The following is a 25,257-nucleotide window of genomic DNA, read 5'->3' as shown; positions in this document are numbered from 1 at the left end:
GGTTCAGCCCAGTGCCGCGGCGGTTTCGGCGGTCGTGAGCACTTCGCCCAGCCGTGGGAAGACTTTCGTGATCGCCGATTCGTGCGAGATTGCGGCGATGCCGGTCATCGCGTCCGACACGGCGATGGTCTCGTAGGCGTGGTCGATCGCGGCCCGCAGTGTCGATTCGACGCCGTACTCCGTGGCGATCCCGCCGAGTACCAGCGTCTTCACGCCGAGCCCGCGCAGGAGTTCGTCCAGGCCGGTGCCGTAGAACGCGCCGATCGTGTGTTTGGTGATCAGGTGCTCGCCTTCGCGGGGCGTCAGCTCGGCGACCAGTTCACTGCCGGGCGGCTGCTCGTCGACGTCCGGCCGGTGTGCCCGCACGTGGACGATCGGTGAGCCGGCCGCACTGAACGCGTCGCGCAGGAGGACGGCGTTCGCGACGACCTCCGGGCCCTCGATCGGCGTGGTCTCCAGTGCGACGATCCGGGTCTGCAGGTCGATCAGGACGAGTGCCGTCGTCGACGGGTCGATCTTCGTCATGCCGGAAGCCTAGTTGTCCCTATGCTGGACGTATGGGGAAGCACAGGGAAGTAGTGATCACCGGCGGCGGAACCGGAATCGGCTACGCGGTCGCGGCGGCCTTCGCCGCGCAAGGCGAGCGGGTGACGATCACCGGCCGACGCGAACAGGTTCTCACCGAAGCCGCCGCGTTGCTCGGCGCGAACCCGGTCCCGTTCGACGCGGCCGATCCGGACGCGGTGGAGCGGGCGCTGGCCGATCTGCCGGACCGTGTCGACGTCCTGGTCAACAACGCGGGCGGCAACACCGATTTCCGGAACGGACCCGCCGAAGACCTGAAGTCGTTCGCCGAGAGCTGGCAAGCCAATCTGGACGCGAACGTGTTCAGCGCCGTCCTGGTCACCCGTGCGTTGCGGGAAAGGCTCGCCGACGGCGCGCGGATCGTCACCATCGGCTCCATCGCCGCGCACACCGGAGCCGGTTCCTATGGTGCCGCGAAGGCGGCGCTGGAGGCGTGGAACGTCGACGTGGCAAGGGAATTCGGGCCGCGGGGGATCACCGCGAACATCGTCGCGCCCGGACTGGTCGGGGACACCGAGTTCTTCAACGGCAAGCTGTCCGACGAGCGCCGGGCGTGGCTCGTCGGCAACACGCTGACCAAACGCGCAGGCGAGCCCGCGGACGTCGCCGAAGTGGTGGCTTTCCTGGCGAGCCCGGCCGCGCGGCACGTCACCGGCCAGGTCGTCCACGTCAACGGCGGTGCGCACCTCGGCCGCTAGGCGCCAGGGGTGACGCGCAGCAGTTTGTCGTCCTTGCCTTCCGAAGTCGTGATGTAGAGAGCGCCGTCGGGCCCGCTCCGGACGGCGCGCAGCCTGCCGAACTTGTCGTCGAACTCCGGCGGCAGGGTCACCTCGGTGACCTTGCCGGTTTCGTCGAGCCGGAACAGCAGGAGTTTCTGTCCCTTCAAGGCGGTCACGGCAAGCGAGCCTTCGAGCGTGCCCCATTGCGACCCGGTGAGGAATTCCGCGCCGCAGATCGCTTCGGTGATCTCGCCGGTCGTCCACAAAGGACTGACGGCGTCCGGGAACCGCTGCTTGTCGGTCATCGGGACACCTTCGTCGTAACTGGTCTCGGTGCCGCCCTTGGACGGGTCCCAGCCGTAGTTCGCGCCGGCGCGTTCCATGTTGACCTCGTCGTCGATGGTCGGTCCGTGCTCGGCGGTGAACACCTGCCCGGTGCCCGGCCGGACCGTGACGCCCTGGACGTTGCGGTGCCCGTAGGTGAACACGCGCTGTTCGTTCGGGTTCGCCGACGAGATGAACGGGTTGTCCGGCAACGGGTTCCCGGTCTTCGCGTCGACACGCAGCACCTTGCCGCCGAGACTCGTGCGGTCCTGCGGGTGCTGTGGCCGGGCGGTGTCGCCGGTGCCGACGAGCAGCGCGCCGTCCGCGCCGAACGTGGGACGGCAGCCCGAATGCCTGCCGCTGGGGTTCACCGGCAGCCCGGTCAGCAGGTCCTTGACCTTCGTGGCGCTCGCGCCATCGTCGGAAAGCCGCCAGGTGACCAGCCGGATGTCGACGGCGTTGTCGCCTTCCTTGTGGGTCTGGCAGGTGATGAACTCGCGTGACGTCGCGAAGTCCTTGCTGATCACCATCCCCATCAGGCCGCCTTCGCCGCGTACGAGGACGTCGGAGAAATCGGCGGCGACGTCGCGCTTCGTGCCGCCGTCGACCAGCGCCAGCTTCCCAGGGCGCTGGGTGACGAGGATCTTCCCGTCCGGCAGGAATCCGACGTCCCAGCCGTGTTCGAGCCCGGCCGTCACCTGCTCGACCTTCAACGTCGTCACGGCAGGCTTCGAGGTGACCGGCGGCGCGCTCTGCACCGTTTCGCTTGACTCCCCGGAACAGGCTGTGACCAGCAAGAACAGCGAAGCGAACGACGCGGCGGCGGTAGTGCGCATGGCATCAGCATGCCATCGTGCTCAACCGCCCGCGAGGAACGAACCGGTCATCGGGTGAGGATCGCGGCGGTTTCGGCGTCGGCGGGCAGGAATGTCTCCAGTTTCAATTCCGACACCGTGACGTCGGCGGCGGTCGCGAACGTCGTGATGGCCGTGATCAGCCGCAGCTCACCCGCCGAAGTGGACAGGCGCATCGGGACGGCGAACCCGAGATGGTCCGGTCCGGGCGGCCCTGGCTCCGGAACGTAACTTTCGAGTTCGGTCAGCAGCGCGGTCAGCCGCTCGTCGGGGGCATGCGCGATCTCCTGTGTCAGCCGTTCCAGGATGTGCCGTGCCCAGTCCGCGAGGTTCAGCACCCGCGGTGCCATCCCCTTCGGATGCAGGGCGAGCCGCAAGGTGTTGACCGGTTCTTCCAGCAGTTCCGGTGCGACGTCCTCGAAGAGCAGGTCGAGCGCGTCGTTGCGGGCGACGAGCACGCCGTAGCGGTCGACCACGATGGCGGGGTACGGCCGGTGCCCGTCGAGCAGCCGCCGCATGCCGTCGAGGACCGGCCGCAGCCGGGGGTCGTCCAATTCCGTTTCGGGAAAACCAGGCGCGAACCCGGCCGCGAGCAGCAGGCCGTTGCGCTCCCGGAGCGGGAGCTCGAGTGATTCGGCGACGCGCAGCACCAGGCCGCGGCCTGGGATCGACCGGCCGCCTTCCAGGAAGCTCACGTGCCGTTGGGTGGTTCCGGCCCGGAGCGCCAGTTCCAGCTGGGACAGCCGCCGCCGCTCACGCCAGCCCTTCAGCGCGGGGCCGAATCCGGAAACCATGGACGTCATCTTGGCCGAGCCGCGTTCGGTACCGCCATTCCCTCGAAGGAATTGAATCGATTCCCCGGCGCGGAGAAGCTCGTGACATGAAATTCGGTCTGGTCGTTCCCACCTATCGGTCCATCCTCGACGCCGGGCGCACCGCGCCGGAAATGGTCGCCGTCGCGGTCGAAGCCGAACGCCTCGGCCTCGATTCGGTCTGGGTCGGCGACACCCTCGCGAAGGCGCCCATCGATCCGTTGACGCTGCTCGGCGCGTTCGCCGCCAGAACCGAGCGGGTCACCCTCGGCACCGCCGCGCTGCTCCCGGCGTTGCGGGATCCGCTCCTTTCCGCGAACGCGATCCTCTCGCTCGACCTGCTCAGCCAGGGCCGGATCACCCTCGGCGTCGGCGCGGGTTTCGCGGGCCGCAGCGAACCCGAATTCGCTTTCACCCGCGTTCCGTGGGAACGCCGGCGGGCCCGGCTCGACGACATCGTCGCGTTGTGGCGGCACGTCTGGAGCGGGAAGAGCGGTCCGTTCCACGGCGAAGTACTGCACTACGACACCCTCCCGGAGTACCCGGAGCCGCACCGTCCCGGTGGTCCGCCGGTGTGGCTGGCCGCGTTCACGCCCGGAGCGTTGAAGCGAGTGGGACGGTCATACGACGGCTGGCTGCCGTATCCGCCCGACGTCGCGGACTACGCCGACGGCCTCGCGAAGATCCGCGAAGCAGCCGTACGCCCCGTGACACCCGCGTTGTTCGCGACGGTGCTCATCGAGGACGACCCGATCCGGGCTCGTGAGCGGCTGGAGGACTATGCGCAGCGGAATTACGGCGTTCCGCTGGACTTCGTCGAGAAGATCCAAGTTCAGATCGCGGGCAGCCGGGACGAGGTCGCCGAGAGGCTTCGCGAGTACGGGGAAGCGGGCGCCGAACACGTGCTGATCCGCATCGCGACGCAGGAACCGGCCGGGTTCGACGAGCAGCTCCCGAAGGTGGTCGAAGCCCTGCCCAGGTAATCGCGCGGCGGACTGTCGGTGCCCCCACGTAGGCTGGGACGGTGACAAACGCTCCATTGTCCGGACTCCTTCATTCCATCCTTCCCGATCCGGCCCTTCGCGGGGTCGTCGAGCGGGCCGGTGCCCCGGTGCTCGAGCTCCAGGGCGCGATCGCCACCCGCCAGCTGGTCGCGGGCGCCCTCGCCGCGGACGAGGGCGCCGGCCGCCCCGTGCTCGCGGTGACCGCCACCGGCCGCGAGGCCGACGAGCTGACAGCTTCGCTGAAGTCGTTCCTCGGCGAAGGCGCCGTCGTCGACTTCCCGTCCTGGGAGACGCTGCCGCACGAGCGGCTGTCCCCGCGGGCGGACACCGTCGGCAGGCGGCTGGAGGTGCTGCACCGGCTCAAGACCGGCTCGGACGGGCTCCGCGTCGTCGTCGCGACCGTCCGCAGCCTCATCCAGCCGATGGCGCCAGGGCTCGGTTCGCTCGCGCCGATCGACCTGGTCGTCGGCGAGGAGCAGAGTTTCGAAGGGCTGCTGGAGCAGCTGGTCGAGCTCGCCTACACGCGGGTGGACATGGTCGAGAAGCGCGGCGAGTTCGCCGTGCGCGGCGGCATCCTGGACCTGTTCGGGCCGACGGCGCAGCATCCGGTCCGGGTCGAGTTCTGGGGCGACGAGGTCAGTGAGATCCGCGCGTTCGCGGTGTCCGACCAGCGGTCGCTGCCCGGCGAGATCCAGCATGTCAGCGCGCCGCCGTGCCGTGAGCTGCTGCTCTCCGAGCCGGTGCGCGCGAAGGCCGCCGAGCTGGCGACGACGTACGAGGCGGACGCCCAGCTCACCGAGATGCTCACCAAACTGTCCGGCGGGATCCCCGTCGAGGGTATGGAGGCGCTCATCCCCGTGCTGTGCGAGGGCGAGCTGGACCTGCTGACCGACGCGATGCCCCAGGGCACGCACGTGCTGCTGGCCGATCCGGAGAAGATCCGTGCCCGCGCGGCCGACCTGGTCCGCACCGGGCAGGAGTTCCTCGAAGCGTCCTGGACCACGGCCGCCGCGGGCGGGCAGGCGCCGATCGACCTCGGAGCGTCCGCGTACCGGGACCTCGCGGAGATCGCGAAGCACGCTCAGGAGACGAAGCGTCCTTGGTGGAGCCTGACGCAGCTGGCCAGCGACGATCCCGACGTCTACCGCGTCTCGGTCGAGGCCGCGCCGAACTACCGCGGCGAGGTCGAACGCGCGACGACCGACCTGCGCGCGCACACGGCCGCGGGCGGGACGGCCGTACTCGTCGTCGCCGGGCACGGCACCGCGACCCGCGCCGTCGAGCAGCTGTCGGCGGGAGAGGTGCCCGCGTCACTCGCGGAAGGCATCACCGGTCCGCTGACGCCCGGCGTCGTGACGGTGACGTGCGGCGGTCTTTCGGACGGTTTCGTCTCGCCGGAGCGTGCCCTCGTGGTGCTGTCCGAGTCGGACCTGACCGGCAGGGGTGCCGGCGCTGGAACGTCCACAAAGGACTTCAGTACCAAGATGCCGTCGCGGCGCCGCAACGCCGTGGACCCGCTCGCTCTCAAGGCCGGCGACTACGTCGTGCACGACCAGCACGGCATCGGGCGGTTCGTCGAGATGGTGCAGCGGACCGTCGCCGGCGCGACCCGTGAGTACCTGCTGCTGGAGTACGCCTCCTCCAAACGCGGACATCCGGGAGACCGGCTGTTCGTCCCGACCGACCAGCTCGACGAGGTCTCCCGCTACGTCGGCGGCGAGCTGCCGACACTGAACAAACTCGGCGGGTCCGACTGGAAGAACACCAAGGCCAAGGCGAAGAAGGCGGTCAAGGAGATCGCCGCCGAGCTCGTGCAGCTCTACGCCGCGCGCCAGGCCGCGCCAGGGCATCCGTTCGGGCCGGACACCCCGTGGCAGGGTGAACTCGAGGACGCCTTCCCGTTCACCGAGACCAACGACCAGCTCGCCGCGATCGACGAGGTCAAGGCGGATATGGAACGCGGCGTCCCGATGGACCGCGTCATCTGCGGCGACGTCGGCTACGGCAAGACCGAGATCGCGGTGCGCGCGGCGTTCAAGGCGGTGCAGGACGGCAAGCAGGTCGCGGTGCTGGTGCCCACGACGCTGCTCGCGCAGCAGCACCTCAACACCTTCACCGAACGGATGAGTTCGTTCCCGGTGAAGATCAAAGGGCTCTCGCGATTCACGAACAAGACCGAGTCCGACGCGATTCTCGAACAGTTGTCCTCGGGCGACGTCGACATCGTGATCGGCACGCATCGCCTGCTGCAGACCGGGATCCGGTACAAGGATCTCGGCCTGGTGATCGTCGACGAGGAACAGCGGTTCGGCGTCGAGCACAAGGAACACATCAAGGCGCTGCGGACACACGTCGACGTCCTGACGATGTCGGCGACCCCGATCCCGCGGACGCTGGAGATGTCGCTCGCCGGGATCCGCGAGATGTCCACGATCCTGACCCCGCCCGAGGACAGGCACCCGATCCTGACCTATGTCGGCGCGTACGACGACAAGCAGGTCGGTGCCGCGATCCGGCGCGAGCTGCTGCGCGACGGCCAGGTCTTCTACGTGCACAACAGGGTTTCCTCGATCGAGAAGGCCGCGAAGCGTATTCGCGAGCTGGTGCCGGAGGCGCGCGTCGTCACCGCGCACGGCCAGATGAACGAGGAGAAACTCGAAAAGATCATCCAGGGATTCTGGGAGAACGAGTACGACGTGCTCGTCTGCACCACGATCGTCGAGACCGGGCTGGACATCTCGAACGCCAACACCCTGCTGGTGGAACGCGGTGACCTGCTGGGGCTGGCTCAGCTGCACCAGCTGCGCGGCCGGGTCGGGCGCGGACGCGAGCGTGGGTACGCGTACTTCCTGTACCCGCCGGAGGCCCCGCTCACCGAGACGGCGCACGACAGGCTGGCGACGATCGCGCAGAACACCGAACTGGGCGCGGGTATGGCCGTCGCGATGAAGGACCTGGAGATCCGCGGCGCGGGCAACATCCTCGGCGCGGAGCAGTCCGGTCACATCGCGGGCGTCGGTTTCGACCTGTACGTGCGGCTTGTCGGCGAAGCGGTCGACGCGTTCCGGCGGCACGCAGGAGCGGAAACGTCCGAAGAAGAGGAACTCGCCGAGGTCCGGGTGGATCTCCCGGTGGACGCGCACATCCCGCATGACTACGTCCCCGGCGAGCGGCTGCGGCTGGAGGCGTACCGCAAGATCGCCGCCGCGCCCGACCAGGGCGGGCTCGACGCCGTGCGTGAAGAACTGATCGACCGCTACGGCCAGCCGCCCGCCCCGGTCCGGCGGCTGCTCGCCGTCGCCGCGTTCCGGCACACCTGCCGCGCGGCGGGTGTCACCGAGGTCGCCGTCCAAGGCACGTCGATCCGGTTCGCGCCGCTGCCGCTGGCGGATTCACAGCTGGTGCGGCTGAAGCGCTTGTACCCCAAGGCTCTCTACAAGGCGGTGACGAACACGGTTTCCGTGCCGAAGCCGACCGAGGGCCCGGCGGGCGGGCGGATGGGCGCGCCGGTGCTGCGGGACGAGGAACTTCTCGACTGGTGCGCGAAGCTGCTGACGAATCTGATGAAGTCACCGGCGCCTGTCGCGTGAGCGAACCCGAATCGCTACTTATGACGTGGTTCTCTCGCGGGAGCCGGTATGAGAGGGTAGGCGCTGTGATGCGGATCATGGGGCGCCGTCGTGCGCTGGTCGGGGTTCTTGCCGGTTCTCTCCTTCTCGCCGGCTGCAACGCCGGACCAGGGCAGGTCGGTGCGGCGGTGATCGTCGGCGGCAAGACGGTTTCGGTGGATCGCGTGCAGCAGCTGATCGACAAGGCCGTCCGTGAGCACCCGTACGGTCAGCAGCTCGCCAAGGAGCACAAGCTCGATCTCGTCGGCCGCGAGATCGTGCGCCAGGAGGTCCTCCACGACCTCACCGAGCGTGCCGCTCAGCGGGAAGGCGTCCGGGTCGACGAGGCTCTCGTCGTGAACGCGTTGCAGAACGATCCGCTGGCGAAGCCGATGGAGGCCAACCCGCAGAACGACCCCGCGATCAGCGTGCAGCAGCTCGTGGCGCGCGTGCGGGACCACCGCGATTCCCTGGTCGACGCGGCGTTGCAGACCCAGCTCGCGATGAAGTACCTGGACAAGCTCACCGTCACTTTCGATTTCAGCTCGGTCTCCTCGACCGACGCCACCGCCTCCGACGCGGACAAGCTGCGCGAGCAGGCGATCGAAAAGGCTCGGAAGTTCGCCGCGTCGCCGAACGCGGCCGCCGAACTGATCGCGCAGGACCAGCAGACGTCCGACACGCAGGCAGGCACCGGCCAGAAGCTGCCGGCGATGCAGTCGCCCGCGACCGCGGCCACCGTCCTCTTCGGTCTCGAACCCAACACCGTCGCCGCGTTCCAGCCGACACCGCAGCAGCCGTTGTGGGTCGTCGTCGTGGTGCGCGAGCGGGCCGCTGACAAGCCCGTCGCGTCGGATCAGGCCGCGCAGCCCAGCGCCCAGCAGCTGGCCGGAGTCGGTGTCCGGCTCCTCCAGCCCTACCTCGATCAGGTCGACCTCAAGGTCAATCCGCGCTACGGCGTGTGGGATGTTGTGGGCATGGACCTCGCGCCCAACGAAGCTTCGAAGAAGGGCATCGTGCTGCCTGTGCACGGTGCCGCCCCGCGAAACCCGTGACCGCTGCCGTCGTCGTGATCGCCCGCGGGGCGACACTGCCCGCCGAGGCACTCTCGATCTTGCGAAGCGGCCAGGCCGTGTACGCGGCTTCCGATATCGACGCCGACGTTTTCGGGGTTCCCCCGCTCGAAGGCGCACAGGTGCGCGACCTCGTGCTGATCGCCGGTTCGCGAAGGGAACCGAAGGCGGCGGCGCTGATCAGGTCGGGCGCGCGGGTGATCGAGGCGCCGGTTCCGCCGCTGGTCGAGGCCGCCGAGGTGATGGATCGCCTCCGCTCGCCGGGCGGATGCCCGTGGGACGCGATCCAGACGCATGAGTCGCTGCGCCAGTACCTGGTCGAGGAGACCTACGAGCTGCTCGACGCGATCGAGGACGGTGACAGGGCCGCCTTGCGCGAGGAACTCGGCGACGTCCTGCTCCAGGTGCTGTTCCACGCGCGCGTGGCCATCGAGGACGCCGCTGACCCGTTCGGGATCGACGAGGTCGCGTCCGATCTGGTCGCGAAACTCGTCGGGCGCCACCCGCACGTCTTCACCGACGCTCCGCGGGTCGAGACCGTCGGCGACCAGAATCTGAAATGGGAAGAACTGAAACAGGCCGAGAAGAGTCGCCAATCCATTGTGGATGGCGTCGCGCTCGGCCAGCCCGCCGTGGCCCTGGCCGGGAAGCTCGGCCAGCGCAGCGGCCGCGCCGGGATCCCGCTCGATCTGTTCCCGGAAGGCTCCGAAGCGGCCGCCCAGCTGTTCCGGGTGGCCGCGATCGCTCGCCGGGCAGGCATCGATCCCGAAGGCGAGCTTCGCGCCGTGGCGAAGCGGTTCGCGCAGGACATCCGCGACGCCGAACAGGCCGCCCGCGACGCCGGTCTCGAGCCGACGACGCTCGAGGCCGACGGCTGGCGCAAGTTCTGGCCGAGCTAGATCGTCAGCACGAGTTTGCCCTGAACGCGTCCGGACTCGCTCAGTTCGTGTGCCTTCGCCGCCTGTTCGAGCGGGAGGACGTCCGCGATCGAGACCCGCAGTGCGCCGGCTTCGGCCAGGGCGGCGATTTCCGCCAGATCCGTTTCGGACGGGGAGACGTAGAACTCGGCGAAACGGAGACCGAGTTCGTCGGCTTTCCGCCGGACTTCCGTCCGGTCCGGACCGTGCCCGACGATGTCGATCAGCGAACCGCCCGGTTTGAGCGTGTCCAGGGAGCGAGGGCCGTAGTCGCCGGAGATCGGGTCCAGCACCACGTCGATGACCTGCGATTTTGAAAAATCGCTGGTCGTGTAGTCGATGAGTTCGTCCGCGCCGAGATCCCGCAGGAACGCGTGCTTCGCCTTCCGTGCGGTCCCGATGACGTACGCGCCCCTCGCCTTCGCGATCTGGACGGCGAGATGCCCGACCCCGCCCGCCGCGGCGTGGATGAGCACCCGATGCCCCGGCCCGACCGGGAACACCTTGGTGAATGGCTGCCATGCGGTCAACGCCGCGATCGGGAGCGCGGCCGCCTCGACGTGATCCAGACTTTTCGGTTTCAGCGCGAGTGCGTCTTCGCTGACCGCGACGTACTCGGCGTACGAGCCGTTCGGCGGGAACGTGACGCCGTAGACCTCGTCGCCGGGCTGGAACCGCGTCCCGGCGGAGTCGACCACGCCCGAAAAGTCGAGTCCCACGGTCAGCGGCAGGTCGCCGACGACCAGCCCGTTCCGGATCTTCCAATCCGCCGGATTCACCCCGGCGGCGTGGACGCGCACCAGGACTTGGCCTTCGCCCGGAACGGGCTTTTCCGATTCGATGAGCTGAAGAACGTCGGGCCCGCCGAACGAGACTTGCTGGATCTTTCGCATGGAAACGAGCATGTCGGTGCCCGGTACCCGTTGTGAAGTAGGCACTCTCCTGATATCTAGGTACCTCATGGGTACCTTCGACGAGCGGCGGATATTCGAGGAATGGGTGGCCGTGCACGGCCGTGACTGCCCGTCCAGGACGGTCATCGAAGTGCTCGCCAACAAGTGGGCGCTCTACGTCCTCGGCGCGATCCGGCGCTATGAGCGGCCGATGCGGTTCAGTGAACTTCGCCGCCTGCTCGACGGCATCACACAGAAGATGCTGACCCAGACACTCCGGACCCTCGAACGGGACGGGCTGATCCGCCGGGACGTGTATCCCACCGTTCCGCCGCGGGTCGAGTACGGGCTCACCCCGCTCGGTGTCGACGTCGGCAGGCTGACGAACGCCGTCGCCGAATGGGCCGTCGAAAACGTCGACCAGATCTTCGCCGCCCGCTCCGCTTTCGACGAGAAAGCGGCCGCGCCCACGCAGCCGCTGTGATGCGGAACACAATCGAGTGAGAACCGATTCCGCCATCTCGACGTCTTGCCGGGTGTGAAGGGAACGGAACCGGACGAAGAGCAGCTCGTCCGTCGCACGGCCAAAGGTGACCGCGCGGCGTTCGAGGAGCTCTACCGCCGCACGTCGCCGTGGCTGGCCGTACGCCTGCGCCGTCGCTGCGCCGACGAGCAGATCGTCGCCGAGGTGATGCAGGAGACGTACCTCGCGGTGTGGCGCGCGGCGGGCGCGTTCGCGGGTTCGGCCGTCGGCGGGAGCGCCGTCGGCTGGTTGTGGACGATCGCCGCGCGGCGGCTGGTCGACGCTTTCCGTCGCCGGGCCCGGTACGCGCAGCCGATGCCGGTCGCGGAAGCGGTCGTCGCGCCTGCCGCCGAGGACGAGGCGCTGGCCGGGGCGGTCGGCGACCACGTCGGTGACGCGCTGCGCCGTCTCGCTCCCGAACTGCGGCAGGTTTTGCAGGCCATGGTGCTCGACGGGCTGACCGTCCGCGAGACCGCGGTCCTGCTCGGCCTGCCGGAAGGAACCGTCAAAACCCGCGCCAGGCGGGCTCGGATCGCGATGCGGGAGGCGCTGTCGTGAACAAGGAACACGTGTCGGAGCGGCTCCTCGCCGGCTACGTCCGCGGGGACGACGGTTTGACCGGCGACGAGGTCTGGGCGGTCGAAGCCCATCTCGAATCGTGCGCCGATTGCCGGGGGAGGCTGTCCGAGGTCAGCTCGCCGATGGTGTCGGCGCTGGTGGACGACGTCTGGGCGGGGCTGGGGCCGAAACTGGCCGAAACGGGGCCGGGGCGGTCGCGAAGCCGGTGGGCCGGGCGGTTGCACACCTGGGTGACACCGGTGATGCTGCCGTGGCTGGTGATGATCATCCTGATCCCGGCGACGGGATTTCTGCTGGACTGGGCCGGTTTCACCTGGAGCGGGGGCTACTCGTTCGTTCAGCTCTTCTCACCGGTGCTGCCGGTGCTCGGGGTCGCGGTCTCGTGGTCCAAAGGGCTCGACCCCGCTTACGAACTCGTCACTTCCGCGCCGAGAGGCGGGTTCTACCTGGTGCTGCGCCGGACGACGGCGGTCCTCGCCGTCGTCCTGCCGGTACAGGCCCTCGCCGCCTGGGTCGCGGGCGGCGGATTCGGGCTCGGCCTCCTGCCGAGCCTGGCCTTCACCACCGGGACGCTTGCGCTCGGCGGGCTGATCGGCGTGACCCGTGCGGCGTATGTCCTGTCCGGGATCTGGCTGACGGTGGTCCTGGCGCCCGCGGTGGCTTCGCAAGGGCGCGCCACCGCATTCGATCCCCACTTGCTTCCGGTGTGGGGCGTGATCTTCGCGCTGACCGCGGTCGTGGTGGTGCTCCGGCGGAGCTCCTTCGGCCTGCTCAGCGGAACCGAACGATAGAACGAAGGGGAGAACATGATGCGTGCTGTCGGGGCCGCGGAGGTCGCGCCGACGACCTACGCGTGGCAAATCAAAGCGGAGGGACTGAAGGTCCGGGTCGGCAAACGCAAGTTCGCCGTGAACGGGCTCGATCTTGAACTCGGCACGGGGGTGCACGGTCTGCTCGGCCCGAACGGGGCCGGGAAGACCACGCTGATCCGGGCACTGGCGACGGTGCTCCGGCCGGCGGAGGGAGGGCTGGCGCTGCTCGGTGAATCCGTCGGGGGGTTCACCGATCAGCGCCGCCTGCGCCGCCGTATCGGCTATCTGCCACAGAATTTCGGCTACTACAAGCGATTCACCGTCCGCGAGTTCGTCGAGTACATCGCCTGGCTCAAGGAAATGTCCAAAGAGGACATACCGGGGGCGGTGCAGCGTTCGATCGAACGGGTCGGTCTCGCCGACCGCGCCGACGACAAGATGAAGACGCTCTCCGGCGGCATGGTGCGGCGGGTCGGGATCGCGCAGGCGATCGTGAACGATCCGGACGTCCTCCTGCTGGACGAGCCGACCGCCGGGCTCGACCCGGCGCAGCGGGTGCGCTTCCGGGATCTCATGCAGGAGCTGGGACGTGACGCCTGCGTAGTCGTGTCGACGCACCTCGTCGAGGACGTCGCCACAGCGTGTACCGACGTCGTCCTGTTCGAAAACGGGAAGCTCGTCTTCCAGGGGACCCCGGACGAACTGGCCGCGGCCGGGAGCGCGGAGCACGTCGGCGACAGCCCGATCGAGCGCGGGTACTCGGCCCTTCTGGGGCACGAGCCGGGGAAGGGGAACTGGTGAACACGCGGATTCTGCGGATCGAACTCCGCCGCACCATCGCCCCGTGGGCAGCTCTCGCGATCCTGGTCGTCGCGTTCGGCTTCCTGTATTCGTTCAGTGGCCCGTGGACGAGGCTGCCGCTCGCCTGGGACGAGCACTGGGGGCTCGCCGCGCAGTGGAGCCGGTTCCTGCTGGTGTTCCTGTGGCCGATCGCGATCGGAGCCGGCGCCATCCAGGGCATGCGGGACAGCCGATCCGGTACGGCCGAACTCATGACGACGATGCCGCGTCCCGGATGGCACCGGGCCGCGAAGCTCGCCGGTGCGCTGGGCGGCCTGCTGGTGCTGGGCTATCTGCTGGTCTTCGCCGCCGGTGCCGTCCAGACTGTCTTCAACGGCGGGTTCTTCACCTTCGGCTGGCTGCCGATCGTCGTGGTCGGCGTGCTGGCGATGCTCGCGGGCGCCTGGATCGGGCTCGGGATCGGCCGGTTGCTGCCGCATCCGCTGACGGCGCCCGCGGTGGCCGTCGCCGCTCTCGTGACCATGCTCGTGTTCCAGATCGGCGGGTCGGAAGGCAGCGTGATCTTCGGAGCCGTTCCGCTCCGGGTCGCTTTGCTCGCTCCCGCGATGGACGTCGTCAACGATCCGTTCACGACCACCTCGGGCAGGATGGATCTCGGCCAAGGGGTCTGGCTAGCCGGGCTGGCGGCGACAGGATTCCTTCTGCTGGCGGTTCGCTCCACGAGGGCGAAGGCACTCGCCGTCGTTCCCGCGCTGGTGGCGGTCGCGATCGCCTTGCCCGTTCTCCCCAACAGCACGGCCGAAGCCAAGGCCGTCGACCCGCGCGCGACGGCGATGCTCTGTGACGGGCCGGTCTGTGTACCCGGCGCGATGGGGTACGAACTCCCCAGGCTTGCCGGGCCCGGCAAGGAAGCGTTGCGGCTGCTGGGAACGCTGCCGGACGCGCCGGTCAAAGTCGCGGTCCAGGACCGGCGCCTGGACTACGACGAGGTGCCGCCGCGTGCCGCCGACACCGTCTCCGTGGATCTGCTGGATTGGTCCGTCCGTTCGCTCTTGCAACCGGACGACGTGACGTGGGCGCTGGTCGCCGGCGCCGGGACGCCTACCTGTTACACCCTCCGGGGTGTCGACAAGTCCTTTATGGACGAGGTCGCCGCGCGGGCGATCACGTCGAGCTGGTTCCTCGGCGAGTGGAAGTTGTCCGAGCGTTCCTGGCTGAGCGACGCAACGAAGAACGAGGTCGTCCAGAAGCAGGACATCTTCCGTGCCCTTCCGGCCGACGTGCAGCGCGAACGGATCATCGCGGTGCGGCAGGCGGGCCTGACCTGCCAAGGCAACCAGCTCGACATCCTGCTCGGCGGTGCCCGATGAGATGGGCGGTGCTGTACGCCCGCTCGCGTGCCATGCCCACGTCGTTCGCGGCGCTGGCGGTGAGCATGGCGGTGATCTGGTTCCTGGCGCGGGACAATTGGTCGAGGATCCCGGTTTCCCTGGCGCTGCTGGTGGCGATCGCGGTGACCGCCATCGGCCTCAGCGGGCAGGACGCCGACCTGGACAGGACCGCCGCGATCCGCTGGGTGCCCCGTCGGGGCCTGCATCTCCTGCTGATCGGCGGCCTCGCCGTCGGTGCCGTGCTGCTGCCGCGGCTGTGGGAGGCGGATCGGGTCCCGGTGGAGATCATCCTGCGGAACGCGGGCGGGCTGCTCGGTCTCGTCGGGATCGCCGCGGTGCTGTTCGGCGGGGCCTTCGGGTGGACGTTGCCGCTGCTCGTGTTCGTCGTCTCGTTCGTGGTCTGGGCCACCACGTCGGGCACGGACACCACGCACCTGGTGATCACCTGGCTCCTTCAGCCCGCCGACGTGGCCGCGGCCACGTGGACCGCCGTGGTGCTCGCCGTGGCGGGCCTCGGGACCTACATGGTCTTCGGTAACCGCCGCTGACCGTGTCACAGAGGAAAGGGGCGTTCCTGACGAATCAGGGACGCCCCTTTCGCGGTCAGACGTTCCGGTTGTGCGGAACCAGATCGAGCGGGTCGTGGTCCGGGTCGTCGATGCCGAGACTGATGATCCGCGAGGGGTGGATCCGGATCACCGCGCCGTCGAGATGGCCATCGGGCGTGCAGGCGCCGGTCAGCGCTTCGGCCCGGCCCCGGATCTCGAGGCAGCGGATCCTCGGCGGGTCGTACGAGGGCATGTCGTCCACCACGAACGCGGCCTGACCGTTGGCGGCCACGTTCCGGAACTTCTTGCTCTTCGCCAGTTCGTAGCCCCTGATGTCGATCGTCCGGGTCTCGGTGTTGTAGGCGTAGCCGACGGGGCTGACTTGCAGTGTGCCGTCCGGTTGCGCCGTCGCCAGCCGTCCGAGTTCCTGGGTGGCGAGGAAGTCGAGTTCCGCTTCACTGAACATGAAATCCAGTGTGCGACCTCGACTTAACTGGAGGTCAAGCGAACAGGCCCTCGCCCCAGAAACCGCCTTCGCGCACACCCGGCGGCACCGCGAAATGAGCGGATCCGGTGTGCTGCAGATACTCCATCATCGCGTCCTTCGACGACAACGCCTGCTGCATCGGTACGAACTGCTTGCGCGTGTCCCGATTGAAGGCGAGGAAGAACAGTCCCGCTTCGAGATGCCCGACACCGTCGGAACCGTCGACGAAGTTGTAGCCGCGACGCAGGATCCGCGCCCCGTTCAGGTTCTCGTGCGACGCCAGCCGGACGTGCGAGTCTTCCGGGATCAGCTTTTCGCCGCCGGCGCCGCCGACCTGGAAGTCGGGTGCGTCGAACTCGGCGGACTGTCCCAGCGGCGCGCCCGTGCCCTTCGACCGGCCGACGATCCCTTCCTGGCCCTTCAGAGACTCCCGGTCCCAGGTCTCGATGTGCATCCGGATCCGCCTGGCGACCAGGTACGACCCGCCCGCCATCCACGGCTGCCCGTCTTCGGCCGTCGCCCACACCTGGTCGCGCAGGATGTCGGTCTCCTCGGCCTTGACGTTGCGTGTCCCGTCCTTGAACCCGAACAGGTTCCGCGGCGTGGACTGCGCCCGCGACGTCGACGAGCTGCGGCCGAACCCGAGCTGCGACCAGCGCACCGCGGTGACGCCGAAGCCCAGCCGCACGAGGTTCCGGATCGCGTGCACGGCGACCTGGGGGTCGTCCGCGCACGCCTGGATACAGATGTCGCCGCCGCCCCGCGCGGGATCGAGTTTGTCCTGTGGGAACAGGGGGAGATCGATCAGCGCCGCGGGCCGTTTCGAGGCGAGCCCGAACCGGTCGTCGAACAGCGAAGGGCCGAAACCGATGGTCAGGGTCAGCGACGACGCCGCCAGGTCGAGCGCCTCGCCGGTGTCGCTCGGCGGAGCGGCGGGGGCGCCACCGACGGCACCGCCCGTCCCGACCTCCTGGCCCGCGGTCATCCGCCGGGCCGCGTCCGTCCACGTGCGCAGCAGTTTGACCAGCTTTTCACGGTCCTTAGTCGTCACGTCCAGTGCGACGAAATGCAGGTTCTCCTGCACCGGCGTGACGATCCCTGCCTGGTGTTCGCCGTGGAACTCGACGACGCTCTGCGCCGCCTGCGCCGGGCTGTCCCCGCCGAGGAGCCGGTTCGCGCCGAATCCGGCCGCGGCGCCGGTTCCGACGAGGGCGGCACCCGCTCCCGCCATGCCGAACAGCTTCCGGCGGGAGACCGAGGTGTGCTCCGCCCCGGTCATTGCGCCGCGACCTCGGCGACCTTGCTCAAGGGTTCGCTCAGCGCGTCCACCGCCGACGCGAATTCCTTGATCTGGTCCTGGCTCAGCGCGGTGTACGACTTGAAGCCGTCGCCCTCACGCTGCTTGTCCAGCAGCGCCTGCACGTTGCCGAATTCCTTGTCCAAAGTGGACACCAGTGCCACGTCCTTCGTCTGGAGCAGCGGGCGCAGCGAGGCGATCGCGGCCTTCGAACCGTCGAGGTTGCCCTGGAAGTCCGAGAGGTCGGTGTGCGAGAACGCCTCTTCCTCACCGGTGATCTTGCCGGTGGCGATCTCGTCGAGCAGTTCCTTGGCGCCGTTGGCCAGATCGAGCGCGTTCAGCTCGATCGACGCGGACTTCGTGACCAGTTCCTTGACGTCGGCGAGCAGCTGGTCGGCGATCTGACCGGCGTCGGCCTGGAGCCCGGTCACCCACAGGTCCTTCTCCAGCCGGTGGAACCCGGTGAACTTCTGGCCCGGTTCGAGGTCGGCCTCGCGCGCGTCGATCTTCGGGTCGAGGTCGCCGAACTTCTCGGCCACCGGCTCGACACGCTCGAAGTAGACGCGAGTGCGAGCGTACGCGGCCTTCGCCTCGTCGGTCTTGCCCGCCTTCACCAGCGCGACGAACTTGGTGGTCTCCTCGTCGAGCGCCTTGGTGTTGTTGGCGACGTACTCCGCGTAGCTCTTGACCGCCTGCGCCTTCTGCGAGTTCGGGTCGTTCTGCTTGGCGCCGCCACCGGTGACGGTGAAATCGCCCCGGATGCCGGTGCCGGTCATCCCCGGTTTGCAGGCGGTCTGGTACTTGCCCGCCTCGGCGACCTCGACGATCAGCCGCCGGTTCAGCCCCGGCGCGATGTTCTCGACCTCGCCCATGATCCGGTCGCCCTCGGCGTAGAGGTAGAACTCGGTGACCTTGCTGCCCTTGTTGGTGATCTCGAAGGTCACGTTGCCCGCGTTCGCGGTGTTCACCGAGACGGCGCAGGCGCTGTCGGACGCCTCGACCTTGATCGGGCCGCCTGCCGCGGCGGGTGTTTCCTCGCCACCACCGCAGGCGGTGAGCACCAGGGCACCGACGCCGGCGAGCGCGACGAGCGGGAATCGACGAGACACGGAGGTCACTCCTTGATCGCGGCCGCGACCGGAGCCGCGGCCTTCTTCTTGGGCCTGAGGAACAGCGGCAGCACGATCGCCACGTACGCGACCCACGCGACGGCCTGCAGGACCGTCGTCTGCTGCGAATAGTTGAAGATCCCCTTGAGCAGCGCGCCGTACCAGCTGGTCTCCGGCAGGACCGCTGACGCGTCGAACGCGAGCGTGGTCAAACCGGGCAGGAAGGCGGCTTCCTGCAGGTCGTGCAGGCCGTAGCCGAGCACGCCCGCCGCCACGAACACCAGGAGGACACCGGTGATCGTGAAGAACTTGCCGAGGTCGAACCGGACGGCGCCGCGGTAGATCAGGTAGGCCAGCGCGATCGCGACGAGAATGCCCGCGGTGAAGCCGATCAGCGGTTCGGTCGTCCCGCCCTGCGCGGTCTGCACGGTGGAATAGAAGAACACCGCCGTCTCCAGGCCTTCGCGGCCGACGGCGAAGAACGACAGGACGAGGACCGCGACAGGTCCCACGTCGAGCGCTTCGTCCAGCTTCCCGCGCAGTTCCGCGGCGATCGTCCTGGACGCCTTGCGCATCCAGAAGATCATCGCCGTCACGAAACCGACCGCGACGATCGACAGCCCGCCGCCGAGCAGTTCCTGCTGCTCGAAGGTCAGCTGGGCGGTCGAGTAGGTGAGGATCGCGCCGACCCCGACCGACAGCAGGACTGCGGCGCCGACACCGAGCCACACCCAGCGCAGCGCGTGCCGCCGTTCGGTCTTGACCAGGAACGCGACGAGGATGCTGACGACGAGGGCCGCTTCCAGACCTTCACGCACGCCGATGAGCGCACTCGCGAACCACACGTCGTTCTCCCTGGTCGTCTGACTGAACCTCCTGGTTTTAGGTAAGGCTTCCCTGAAAGTCCAGGGAGAGTGACGCGGTCCGGAAGTGGACGAAACGTTCGAAAGGGTCTTGATCGGACGAGGTGCTCACGAGCATCCCCAGGTCAGCGCGACCTCGGGAGTTCACATAACGAATCGGCCGCCAGGGGACCGGTCACCGATTCGCTTTACCGTCAGTTGGCTTCGTAAGCCGAATGGGTCATCGCCCGGAAGTGTGGCGAAGTAACCTGACCGGGTGGCCGAAACCGCCCAGAGCACCGAAGCCCCGGAGCACCCAGCGCGCCCTCTGCCGCCGTACGTCCCCAAGCTCGCTTTCGCGGGCGGGCTCGTGCTCACGGGGGTGATCTTGATCATGACCGTCGGAGTGAACCGGCCGGAGGGGGAGGAACCGCCCCCGCCGCCGCAACAGCCCCAGGCCGCGCTCGCGGTCCCCGACCAGAAGCCGCAGCCAGGGGTGGCGACGCCGCGGGCCGGGCTCGCCGCGCCGCCCGACCGGCCGACCGTTTCCGACGCGGCGGAATTGGAGACCTGGGCGAACCGGGTGGCCGCCAAGACCAAGCTCTCCGCCACCGATCTGTCCGCTTACGGCCGGGCCGAGATGTGGCTTCGGCGGCAGAAGCCGGGCTGTCACCTCTCGTGGGCGACCCTCGCCGGCATTTCCCATGTCGAAGCGGCGCAGGGCAGGCCCGGTCCGATCACCCTCGAGCCCGCTGTCTGGGCGAAACACGCGGCGAGGGCCAGAAGCGACGGCAAGCAGCCGGATCCGAAGGACCTCGACGACGCCGCCTTCACCACCGCCCGCTACCTGTGCGCCGCGGGTGACGACGTCGCCACCCCGGAAGGCTGGTGGAAGTCGATGCGGACGTTCGAGCAGCCGGTTCCCTACGCCCAGGAAGTCTTCAGCGCGGCCGACGCCTACGCGGACGCCAGCGTCGCGCCCTGATCCTCGAGGACCAGATCGAAATTGAGCGCCGTGGCCATCCGGTAGGCGTCGCCTGCCGCGACGACCAGTTGCGCCATCGGATCGACGACGTTGCCCGCCGCCCAGACGCCGTCGACGCTCGTCCTGCCCTGCGCGTCCACCTCGATCGAACCGGCTTCGGTACGCGCGCAGCCGACCTGGGCCAGCAGCTTGTCGTGCGGGACGAACTTCGGGCCGACGAACACGACATCGCGTTCGACGAGTTCGCCGTCGACCATCCGGACACCGGTCAGCCGGTCGTTTTCGACGGCGAGTTCGGACACCTTCCCGTCGACGATCCGGATGCCCAGCCCCGTCAGCTTCGCCCGGTCCTCGGCCGGGATCTGCTGAGTGTGCGTGAAGAACGTCAGATCCTTGCTCCACTGCCAGACGATCAGCGCCTGGTGGACCGACTTGTCGGAGGTGGCGAGCACGCCGAAACGCTGATCGCGCACTTCCCACCCGTGGCAGTACGGGCAGTGCAGCACGTCGTTGCCGAAGCGCTCCGCGACGCCAGGGACGTCCGGCAGTTCGTCGGCCAGCCCGGTGGTCACGATGATCCGGCGACCGCTGATGACCCGGCCGCTCGCCAGCTCCACCGCCTTGTCGTGCCGCAGCCGGTGCACGACATCGTCGATGATCTCGACGCCGTAGCCGCGGACTTCGTCACGGCCTGTCTCCAGTAATTCTTTGGGTGGAATTCCGTCCCTGGTCAGGAAACCGTGCGCGTGCGCGGCCGGGGCGTTGCGCGGGGTGCCGCCGTCGATCACGACGACCTTGCGCCGCGCCCTGCCCAGTACCAAGGCCGCGCTGAGGCCCGCGGCACCACCGCCGATGATCACCACGTCATATTCGTTGTCCATGCTCCCGAGCATCCGTAATTCTTCGAAATCTGGCAAAGTTCATTGCCGATTTGGCAAACTGGAGGCATGGAGGACATCGAACGACGGCTCGCCGAGGTCGGCCCGAAGCTCAAACTGCTCCGTAAGGAACGCGGCACCACCCTGTCCGCGCTGTCGGAGGCGACGGGGATATCCGCCAGCACGCTCTCGCGGCTCGAATCGGGCACCCGGAAGGCCACCCTGGAACTGCTGCTCACGTTGTCCGCGGCGCATCAGGTCCCGCTCGACGAACTGGTCGGCGAACCCGAGCCGTCCGACCCGCGGGTCCGGATGAAACCGCAGAAGTTCGGCAGGTTCACCGCCTGGTCGCTGACCGCGCAGCCGGGCCAGCCGCAGGCGTTCAAACTGCTGATCCCGGTCGAAGACATCGAACCGGTGCAGCGGACGCACGAGGGCTACGAATGGATGTACGTCCTCAGTGGACGGTTGCGGGCGGTGCTCGGTGACCGCGACTTCACGATGGGGCCCGGCGAGGCCGCGGAATTCGACACGCGCGTGCCGCACTGGTTCGGGAGCGCGGGGCCGGGGCCGGTGGAACTGCTGGTGCTGTTCGGCAAGCAGGGCGAGCGGGCCCACCTGCGGGCCAGGTCCAAATGAGAGCAAAGGTCCCTTGCTCCCGCGGCGACGGCGGGCGGGTCAGTCGCGCAACGCGATCCGCGCGCTGACCTCGCTGATCGCTTCCAGATACTCCGGGATCGGATGCATCGCCGACGCGATCCGCATCTGCGCGAGCGCCTCGGTCAGCCTGCCGAGGCGCTGGAGGGTCCGGCCGAGCACGAACCGCGCGTAATGATCGGTGGGGTCCAGTTCCAGCACACGGGTGAAGGCACGTTCGGCCCGCCGCAACTGTGCGGAGTGGAAATACGCGCGGCCCGCCAGCAACTGAACGCTCGGCTTGTCGGTTTCTTCCTCCAGCAAGGGGCCGAGGGCTTTGAGGGCGTCGAGCGGCCTGCGGCTTTCGACCAGCGCCTCAGCCTGTCGGAAAGCGCGGAACCGAGACTCGCCGGACGAGTCCTGACCGGGTTCTGGGGCGGGTTCGGCATCCATCATGGTCCGCTCCACGATACCCCTGGGCAGGGCCGATCTCGACTGCTGAAACGGTCATGGTGGACTGTCCTGCCATGAGCAGTGCCGAAGCGGATAGGCCCGAGAACGAGCCCGGCTACCTCGGGCTCGCGCCGTACCTCTACTACGCCGACGCGACCGAAGCGGTCGCGTGGCTGGTCAGAGTGTTCGGGTTCACCGAGGAAGTGCGCTTCGCCGACGCCTCCGGAGAGGTGTTCCAGGCCACGCTGTGCGCCGGCCCGGCCAAGATCCAGCTGGCCGGGGTCGGCCCCGAGTACTGGCAGGCCAAGGGTGTCGACGGCCCGGTCGGGCAGCTGAACATCGTCTACGTCCCCGACGCCGACGCGCAGTACGAGCGGGTCCGTGCCGCTCTCGGCGAGGACGTGGACCTCGACGCGCCCCAGGACCAGCCCTACGGCGCGCGCGTGTTCACCGTCTCCGACATCGGCGGCAACAGCTGGACTTTCTGGCAGCAGTTCTCCGACACCGTCGAGCTTCCGTCGGGCTGGCGTGAAGTCCGCGCAGGTGAACCACCCACGGAATAAGTACGGGTCACCGCGCTTTGTGGCGCGTGCCTCCAACGGGTGAACGGCGCCGACGGCTAGGCTGGGCCCCGTCACCGCAGGCACGACCCACATGAGGAGCATGGCGTGGCGCTCATCGAGCAGGTAGGCGCTCGCGAGATTCTGGACTCGCGAGGCAACCCGACGGTCGAAGTGGAGGTGGCTCTCGACGACGGCACGCTGGCGCGGGCCGCGGTCCCCTCGGGTGCGTCCACCGGCGAACACGAAGCCGTCGAGCTGCGTGACGGCGACACCGGCCGGTACAACGGCAAGGGTGTCGAGCGCGCGGTCGCGGCCGTCCTGGACGAGATCGGCCCGGACCTGGTCGGCACCGAAGCCGTCGACCAGCGCATCGTCGACCAGAAGCTGGTCGACCTCGACGGCACCCCGGACAAGGGCCGTCTCGGCGCGAACGCCATTCTCGGCGTCTCGCTCGCCGTCGCGAAGGCCGCCGCCGAGTCGGCCGAGCTGGAGCTGTTCCGCTACCTCGGCGGGCCGAACGCGCACGTGCTGCCGGTGCCGATGCTGAACATCCTCAACGGTGGCGCGCACGCCGACACCGATGTGGACATCCAGGAATTCATGATCGCGCCGATCGGCGCCGAGTCGTTCCGCGAGGCCCTGCGCTGGGGCACCGAGGTCTACCACTCGCTGAAGTCGGTCCTGAAGGGCCGCGGCCTGGCCACCGGCCTCGGCGACGAAGGCGGCTTCGCGCCCAGCCTGAAGAACAACCGCGAAGCGCTCGACCTGATCCTTCAGGCGATCGAGAAGGCCGGGTACGCCCCTGGTCGTGACGTCGCGCTCGCGCTCGACGTCGCCGCGACCGAGTTCTTCTCCGACGGCGCGTACACCTTCGAAGGCGCGAAGAAGAGCGCCGAGCAGATGTCGGCCTACTACGCCGAGCTGCTTCGCGACTACCCGCTCGTGTCCATCGAGGACCCGCTGAGCGAGGACGACTGGGACGGCTGGGTCCAGCTGACCGCCGAGGTCGGCGAGAAGGTCCAGATCGTCGGCGACGACCTGTTCGTCACCAACCCGGACCGCCTCGAAGAGGGCATCACCCGCCGCGCCGCCAACGCGCTGCTGGTGAAGGTCAACCAGATCGGCACGCTGTCGGAGACCCTCGACGCGATCTCGCTGGCCACCTCGTACGGCTACAAGTCGATGATGAGCCACCGGTCCGGCGAGACCGAGGACACCTTCATCGCGGACCTGGCCGTCGCGACCGGCGTCGGCCAGATCAAGACCGGCGCCCCGGCGCGCGGCGAGCGGATCGCCAAGTACAACCAGCTGCTCCGCATCGAGGAGACCCTCGCCGACGCGGCACGCTACGCCGGCGACCTCGCGTTCCCGCGGTTCAGCGCCGAGGGGTAACCAGCCATGGCAGACCGGGGGAGGGCGCGGACCCGTCGTAGCGGGCGTGCGGACGGAGGCGGCTCCAGCAGGGGCCGCCGTCCGGAGAGCGCGCGCCGCACCACGACGACGGAGGTCCGCGCCCGAACCCGGCTGCGCCGCAGCCTGGCGGCGAAGAGGGCATCGGGTGCCGCGAAGGTGCTCGGCATGTCCACCACCCGCCGGGCCGCGGTGGTGGCGATCGTGGTGTGCGCGCTCGCGTTCACCATCGCCGTCCCGCTGCGCACGTACCTCAGCCAGAAGTCCGAGGTGAACGAGCAGCAGCAGTTGCAGTCCGAACTGCAGCGGAGCGTCGCCCAGCTGGAGGGCCGCAAGGCCGAGCTGAGCGACCCCGCCCAGATCGAGGCGGAGGCGCGTAAGCGCTTCGGTTTCGTGAAGCCCGGCGAGACGCCGTACATCGTGCAGCTGCCCGAGGACAAGGCACCCGAGCAGGGAGAGCCGCAAGGCCAGCAGCCGGTGCCCGCCGGCTCCTGGTACGAGAAGCTGTGGGATCAGGTCGCGGGCGGCTGAAGCTCTCCCTTTAGCCTTATGGGCGTGAACAGCACGGAAAAGTCTTCATACGAGCCTGTGACCGACGCCGACCGCGAGATCATCGCGGAACAGCTCGGCCGGGCACCCCGTGCGCTGCGCGCCGTCGCCGCGCGCTGCCCGAGCGGCCACCCGTCGGTCGTGCAGACCAGCCCCCGCCTCGACGACGGCACCCCGTTCCCCACGCTCTACTACTTGACCTGCCCGAAGCTGACTTCGATGGTCGGCACGCTCGAGGCGTCCGGGCTGATGAAGGAGATGACCGACCGGCTCGCGGAGGACCCCGAGCTGGCGGCCGCCTACCAGAAGACCCACGAGAGCTACCTCGCCGAACGCGACGCCATCGATTCGCTCGGCCACGAGGTCAGCGCGGGCGGGATGCCCGGCCGCGTCAAATGCCTGCACGTCCACCTGGCGCACACGCTCGCCGTCGGCCCCGGCGTGAACCCGTTCGGCGACGAGACCCTCGCCCTGCTCAAGGCCAACGGCTGGCCGTCGGGCGACTGCCAGGGGTAACACCGACACCCGGTGCACAGATAGTTCCTCCAGGTGGGTTAATTCATCCTTTGTCGGCAAACTGGTCCTCCCCTATGGGGTGAAACCGG

The 25,257-nt window shown here is 68.7% G+C and carries 27 protein-coding genes; 17 read left to right on the top strand and 10 right to left on the bottom strand.

Annotated elements, in window-relative coordinates:
• Positions 1–3 precede the first annotated feature (3 nt).
• The gene (locus AMYAL_RS0111950) at positions 4–525 is read right to left on the bottom strand and encodes an isochorismatase family protein (protein ID WP_020631539.1); all 522 of its coding nucleotides are present in this window, start codon (positions 523–525) and stop codon (positions 4–6) included.
• Positions 526–557: 32 nt separating this feature from the next.
• Between AMYAL_RS0111950 and AMYAL_RS0111945 the strand changes: the two genes are divergently transcribed.
• Positions 558–1,283 carry an SDR family NAD(P)-dependent oxidoreductase gene (locus AMYAL_RS0111945; RefSeq protein ID WP_026466988.1) on the top strand — a complete coding sequence of 242 codons (726 nt, stop codon included), beginning with the start codon at positions 558–560 and terminating at the stop codon, positions 1,281–1,283.
• On the opposite strand, the gene AMYAL_RS0111940 is transcribed toward AMYAL_RS0111945, so the two are convergent.
• The gene (locus AMYAL_RS0111940; protein WP_020631537.1) at positions 1,280–2,464 is read right to left on the bottom strand and encodes a PQQ-dependent sugar dehydrogenase; all 1,185 of its coding nucleotides are present in this window, start codon (positions 2,462–2,464) and stop codon (positions 1,280–1,282) included. The two genes, AMYAL_RS0111945 and AMYAL_RS0111940, sit on opposite strands and share 4 nt — an antisense overlap.
• 47 nt (positions 2,465–2,511) lie before the next feature.
• Entirely contained in the window at positions 2,512–3,276 is a 765-nt protein-coding gene (locus AMYAL_RS0111935) for a helix-turn-helix transcriptional regulator (protein ID WP_026466987.1), read from the bottom strand.
• A gap of 86 nt (positions 3,277–3,362) precedes the next feature.
• Here AMYAL_RS0111935 and AMYAL_RS0111930 point away from each other — a divergent pair, with 86 nt between their 5' ends.
• The 4 genes from AMYAL_RS0111930 (at position 3,363) to AMYAL_RS0111915 (ending at position 9,878) form a co-directional block, all read left to right on the top strand.
• Positions 3,363–4,277 carry an LLM class flavin-dependent oxidoreductase gene (locus AMYAL_RS0111930; protein WP_020631535.1) on the top strand — a complete coding sequence of 305 codons (915 nt, stop codon included), beginning with the start codon at positions 3,363–3,365 and terminating at the stop codon, positions 4,275–4,277.
• A gap of 56 nt (positions 4,278–4,333) precedes the next feature.
• Positions 4,334–7,888: a transcription-repair coupling factor gene (gene mfd / locus AMYAL_RS0111925; protein ID WP_020631534.1), complete on the top strand. Its 3,555-nt coding sequence runs from the start codon at positions 4,334–4,336 to the stop codon at positions 7,886–7,888.
• A gap of 68 nt (positions 7,889–7,956) precedes the next feature.
• The gene (locus tag AMYAL_RS0111920; RefSeq protein ID WP_020631533.1) at positions 7,957–8,961 is read left to right on the top strand and encodes a SurA N-terminal domain-containing protein; all 1,005 of its coding nucleotides are present in this window, start codon (positions 7,957–7,959) and stop codon (positions 8,959–8,961) included.
• Positions 8,958–9,878, top strand: a complete 921-nt coding sequence (locus AMYAL_RS0111915) for a nucleoside triphosphate pyrophosphohydrolase (protein WP_020631532.1) — start codon at positions 8,958–8,960, stop codon at positions 9,876–9,878. The genes AMYAL_RS0111920 and AMYAL_RS0111915 overlap by 4 nt, the downstream gene beginning before the upstream one ends.
• Here AMYAL_RS0111915 and AMYAL_RS0111910 read toward each other — a convergent pair.
• Positions 9,875–10,789, bottom strand: a complete 915-nt coding sequence (locus tag AMYAL_RS0111910; protein ID WP_245192891.1) for an NADP-dependent oxidoreductase — start codon at positions 10,787–10,789, stop codon at positions 9,875–9,877. The genes AMYAL_RS0111915 and AMYAL_RS0111910 overlap by 4 nt on opposite strands.
• A gap of 67 nt (positions 10,790–10,856) precedes the next feature.
• Here AMYAL_RS0111910 and AMYAL_RS0111905 point away from each other — a divergent pair, with 67 nt between their 5' ends.
• Genes AMYAL_RS0111905 through AMYAL_RS0111880 form a run of 6 tightly spaced genes read left to right on the top strand, consistent with a single transcriptional unit; the run spans position 10,857 to position 15,443 of the window.
• Entirely contained in the window at positions 10,857–11,273 is a 417-nt protein-coding gene (locus AMYAL_RS0111905; protein ID WP_020631530.1) for a winged helix-turn-helix transcriptional regulator, read from the top strand.
• Between the two features lie 54 nt (positions 11,274–11,327).
• Positions 11,328–11,870 (top strand): RNA polymerase sigma factor, encoded by a 543-nt coding sequence (locus tag AMYAL_RS0111900; protein ID WP_020631529.1) that lies wholly within the window; start codon positions 11,328–11,330, stop codon positions 11,868–11,870.
• Positions 11,867–12,682: a zf-HC2 domain-containing protein gene (locus AMYAL_RS0111895; protein ID WP_020631528.1), complete on the top strand. Its 816-nt coding sequence runs from the start codon at positions 11,867–11,869 to the stop codon at positions 12,680–12,682. The genes AMYAL_RS0111900 and AMYAL_RS0111895 overlap by 4 nt, the downstream gene beginning before the upstream one ends.
• An 18-nt stretch (positions 12,683–12,700) precedes the next feature.
• Positions 12,701–13,504, top strand: a complete 804-nt coding sequence (locus AMYAL_RS0111890; protein WP_020631527.1) for an ABC transporter ATP-binding protein — start codon at positions 12,701–12,703, stop codon at positions 13,502–13,504.
• Positions 13,501–14,874: a hypothetical protein gene (locus AMYAL_RS0111885; protein ID WP_020631526.1), complete on the top strand. Its 1,374-nt coding sequence runs from the start codon at positions 13,501–13,503 to the stop codon at positions 14,872–14,874. The genes AMYAL_RS0111890 and AMYAL_RS0111885 overlap by 4 nt, the downstream gene beginning before the upstream one ends.
• Positions 14,875–14,882: 8 nt before the next feature.
• Positions 14,883–15,443, top strand: a complete 561-nt coding sequence (locus tag AMYAL_RS0111880; protein WP_020631525.1) for a hypothetical protein — start codon at positions 14,883–14,885, stop codon at positions 15,441–15,443.
• A 55-nt stretch (positions 15,444–15,498) separates the two neighbouring features.
• On the opposite strand, the gene AMYAL_RS0111875 is transcribed toward AMYAL_RS0111880, so the two are convergent.
• Genes AMYAL_RS0111875 through efeU form a run of 4 tightly spaced genes read right to left on the bottom strand, consistent with a single transcriptional unit; the run spans position 15,499 to position 19,181 of the window.
• Positions 15,499–15,909, bottom strand: a complete 411-nt coding sequence (locus tag AMYAL_RS0111875; protein ID WP_020631524.1) for a PPOX class F420-dependent oxidoreductase — start codon at positions 15,907–15,909, stop codon at positions 15,499–15,501.
• Positions 15,910–15,943: 34 nt separating this feature from the next.
• Positions 15,944–17,209 carry an iron uptake transporter deferrochelatase/peroxidase subunit gene (gene efeB / locus AMYAL_RS0111870; protein ID WP_020631523.1) on the bottom strand — a complete coding sequence of 422 codons (1,266 nt, stop codon included), beginning with the start codon at positions 17,207–17,209 and terminating at the stop codon, positions 15,944–15,946.
• Entirely contained in the window at positions 17,206–18,336 is a 1,131-nt protein-coding gene (efeO, locus tag AMYAL_RS0111865; RefSeq protein WP_026466984.1) for an iron uptake system protein EfeO, read from the bottom strand. The genes efeB and efeO overlap by 4 nt, the downstream gene beginning before the upstream one ends.
• 5 nt (positions 18,337–18,341) lie before the next feature.
• Positions 18,342–19,181, bottom strand: a complete 840-nt coding sequence (gene efeU, locus AMYAL_RS0111860) for an iron uptake transporter permease EfeU (RefSeq protein ID WP_020631521.1) — start codon at positions 19,179–19,181, stop codon at positions 18,342–18,344.
• Between the two features lie 274 nt (positions 19,182–19,455).
• On the opposite strand from efeU, the gene AMYAL_RS0111855 reads away from it, so the two are divergent.
• On the top strand, positions 19,456–20,163 hold the full coding sequence (locus AMYAL_RS0111855; RefSeq protein WP_020631520.1) for a lysozyme family protein: 708 nt from the start codon (positions 19,456–19,458) through the stop codon (positions 20,161–20,163).
• Here the strand turns inward: AMYAL_RS0111855 and AMYAL_RS0111850 are convergent.
• Positions 20,136–21,056: an NAD(P)/FAD-dependent oxidoreductase gene (locus tag AMYAL_RS0111850; RefSeq protein ID WP_020631519.1), complete on the bottom strand. Its 921-nt coding sequence runs from the start codon at positions 21,054–21,056 to the stop codon at positions 20,136–20,138. The two genes, AMYAL_RS0111855 and AMYAL_RS0111850, sit on opposite strands and share 28 nt — an antisense overlap.
• 54 nt (positions 21,057–21,110) lie before the next feature.
• Here AMYAL_RS0111850 and AMYAL_RS0111845 point away from each other — a divergent pair, with 54 nt between their 5' ends.
• Positions 21,111–21,680, top strand: coding sequence for a helix-turn-helix domain-containing protein (locus AMYAL_RS0111845; RefSeq protein WP_020631518.1), 570 nt, complete (start codon positions 21,111–21,113; stop codon positions 21,678–21,680).
• 39 nt (positions 21,681–21,719) lie between these two features.
• Here AMYAL_RS0111845 and AMYAL_RS0111840 read toward each other — a convergent pair whose 3' ends face one another.
• The gene (locus tag AMYAL_RS0111840) at positions 21,720–22,133 is read right to left on the bottom strand and encodes a tetratricopeptide repeat protein (RefSeq protein ID WP_026466983.1); all 414 of its coding nucleotides are present in this window, start codon (positions 22,131–22,133) and stop codon (positions 21,720–21,722) included.
• Between the two features lie 71 nt (positions 22,134–22,204).
• Between AMYAL_RS0111840 and AMYAL_RS0111835 the strand changes: the two genes are divergently transcribed.
• The 4 genes from AMYAL_RS0111835 (at position 22,205) to AMYAL_RS0111820 (ending at position 25,168) form a co-directional block, all read left to right on the top strand.
• Positions 22,205–22,693 carry a VOC family protein gene (locus tag AMYAL_RS0111835; protein ID WP_020631516.1) on the top strand — a complete coding sequence of 163 codons (489 nt, stop codon included), beginning with the start codon at positions 22,205–22,207 and terminating at the stop codon, positions 22,691–22,693.
• A gap of 105 nt (positions 22,694–22,798) precedes the next feature.
• Positions 22,799–24,085 carry a phosphopyruvate hydratase gene (gene eno / locus AMYAL_RS0111830; RefSeq protein ID WP_020631515.1) on the top strand — a complete coding sequence of 429 codons (1,287 nt, stop codon included), beginning with the start codon at positions 22,799–22,801 and terminating at the stop codon, positions 24,083–24,085.
• Between the two features lie 186 nt (positions 24,086–24,271).
• The gene (locus AMYAL_RS0111825; protein WP_093976464.1) at positions 24,272–24,634 is read left to right on the top strand and encodes an FtsB family cell division protein; all 363 of its coding nucleotides are present in this window, start codon (positions 24,272–24,274) and stop codon (positions 24,632–24,634) included.
• A gap of 18 nt (positions 24,635–24,652) precedes the next feature.
• Positions 24,653–25,168, top strand: coding sequence for a DUF501 domain-containing protein (locus tag AMYAL_RS0111820; RefSeq protein ID WP_400838478.1), 516 nt, complete (start codon positions 24,653–24,655; stop codon positions 25,166–25,168).
• Positions 25,169–25,257: the final 89 nt, after the last annotated feature.

This window comes from Amycolatopsis alba DSM 44262 (genome assembly GCF_000384215.1).
Classification (GTDB): Bacteria; Actinomycetota; Actinomycetes; order Mycobacteriales; family Pseudonocardiaceae; genus Amycolatopsis; species Amycolatopsis alba.
The sequence above is the reverse complement of the archived record's forward strand: the minus strand, read 5'-3'. Positions and strand labels throughout refer to the sequence as shown.

Excerpts from the sequence above, each read along its gene's own strand:
- AMYAL_RS0111930 (WP_020631535.1), top strand. The coding sequence starts at position 3,363 with ATGAAATTCGGTCTGGTCGTTCCCACCTATCGGTCCATCCTCGACGCC.
- AMYAL_RS0111825 (WP_093976464.1), top strand. The coding sequence starts at position 24,272 with ATGTCCACCACCCGCCGGGCCGCGGTGGTGGCGATCGTGGTGTGCGCG.
- AMYAL_RS0111910 (WP_245192891.1), bottom strand. The coding sequence starts at position 10,789 with ATGCGAAAGATCCAGCAAGTCTCGTTCGGCGGGCCCGACGTTCTTCAG.
- AMYAL_RS0111945 (WP_026466988.1), top strand. The coding sequence starts at position 558 with ATGGGGAAGCACAGGGAAGTAGTGATCACCGGCGGCGGAACCGGAATC.
- AMYAL_RS0111835 (WP_020631516.1), top strand. The coding sequence starts at position 22,205 with ATGAGCAGTGCCGAAGCGGATAGGCCCGAGAACGAGCCCGGCTACCTC.
- AMYAL_RS0111840 (WP_026466983.1), bottom strand. The coding sequence starts at position 22,133 with ATGATGGATGCCGAACCCGCCCCAGAACCCGGTCAGGACTCGTCCGGC.
- AMYAL_RS0111875 (WP_020631524.1), bottom strand. The coding sequence starts at position 15,909 with ATGTTCAGTGAAGCGGAACTCGACTTCCTCGCCACCCAGGAACTCGGA.
- AMYAL_RS0111950 (WP_020631539.1), bottom strand. The coding sequence starts at position 525 with ATGACGAAGATCGACCCGTCGACGACGGCACTCGTCCTGATCGACCTG.
- AMYAL_RS0111905 (WP_020631530.1), top strand. The coding sequence starts at position 10,857 with ATGGGTACCTTCGACGAGCGGCGGATATTCGAGGAATGGGTGGCCGTG.
- AMYAL_RS0111920 (WP_020631533.1), top strand. The coding sequence starts at position 7,957 with ATGCGGATCATGGGGCGCCGTCGTGCGCTGGTCGGGGTTCTTGCCGGT.
- AMYAL_RS0111935 (WP_026466987.1), bottom strand. The coding sequence starts at position 3,276 with ATGGTTTCCGGATTCGGCCCCGCGCTGAAGGGCTGGCGTGAGCGGCGG.
- AMYAL_RS0111820 (WP_400838478.1), top strand. The coding sequence starts at position 24,653 with ATGGGCGTGAACAGCACGGAAAAGTCTTCATACGAGCCTGTGACCGAC.
- AMYAL_RS0111940 (WP_020631537.1), bottom strand. The coding sequence starts at position 2,464 with ATGCGCACTACCGCCGCCGCGTCGTTCGCTTCGCTGTTCTTGCTGGTC.
- AMYAL_RS0111850 (WP_020631519.1), bottom strand. The coding sequence starts at position 21,056 with ATGCTCGGGAGCATGGACAACGAATATGACGTGGTGATCATCGGCGGT.
- efeB (WP_020631523.1), bottom strand. The coding sequence starts at position 17,209 with ATGACCGGGGCGGAGCACACCTCGGTCTCCCGCCGGAAGCTGTTCGGC.
- AMYAL_RS0111845 (WP_020631518.1), top strand. The coding sequence starts at position 21,111 with ATGGAGGACATCGAACGACGGCTCGCCGAGGTCGGCCCGAAGCTCAAA.
- AMYAL_RS0111890 (WP_020631527.1), top strand. The coding sequence starts at position 12,701 with ATGCGTGCTGTCGGGGCCGCGGAGGTCGCGCCGACGACCTACGCGTGG.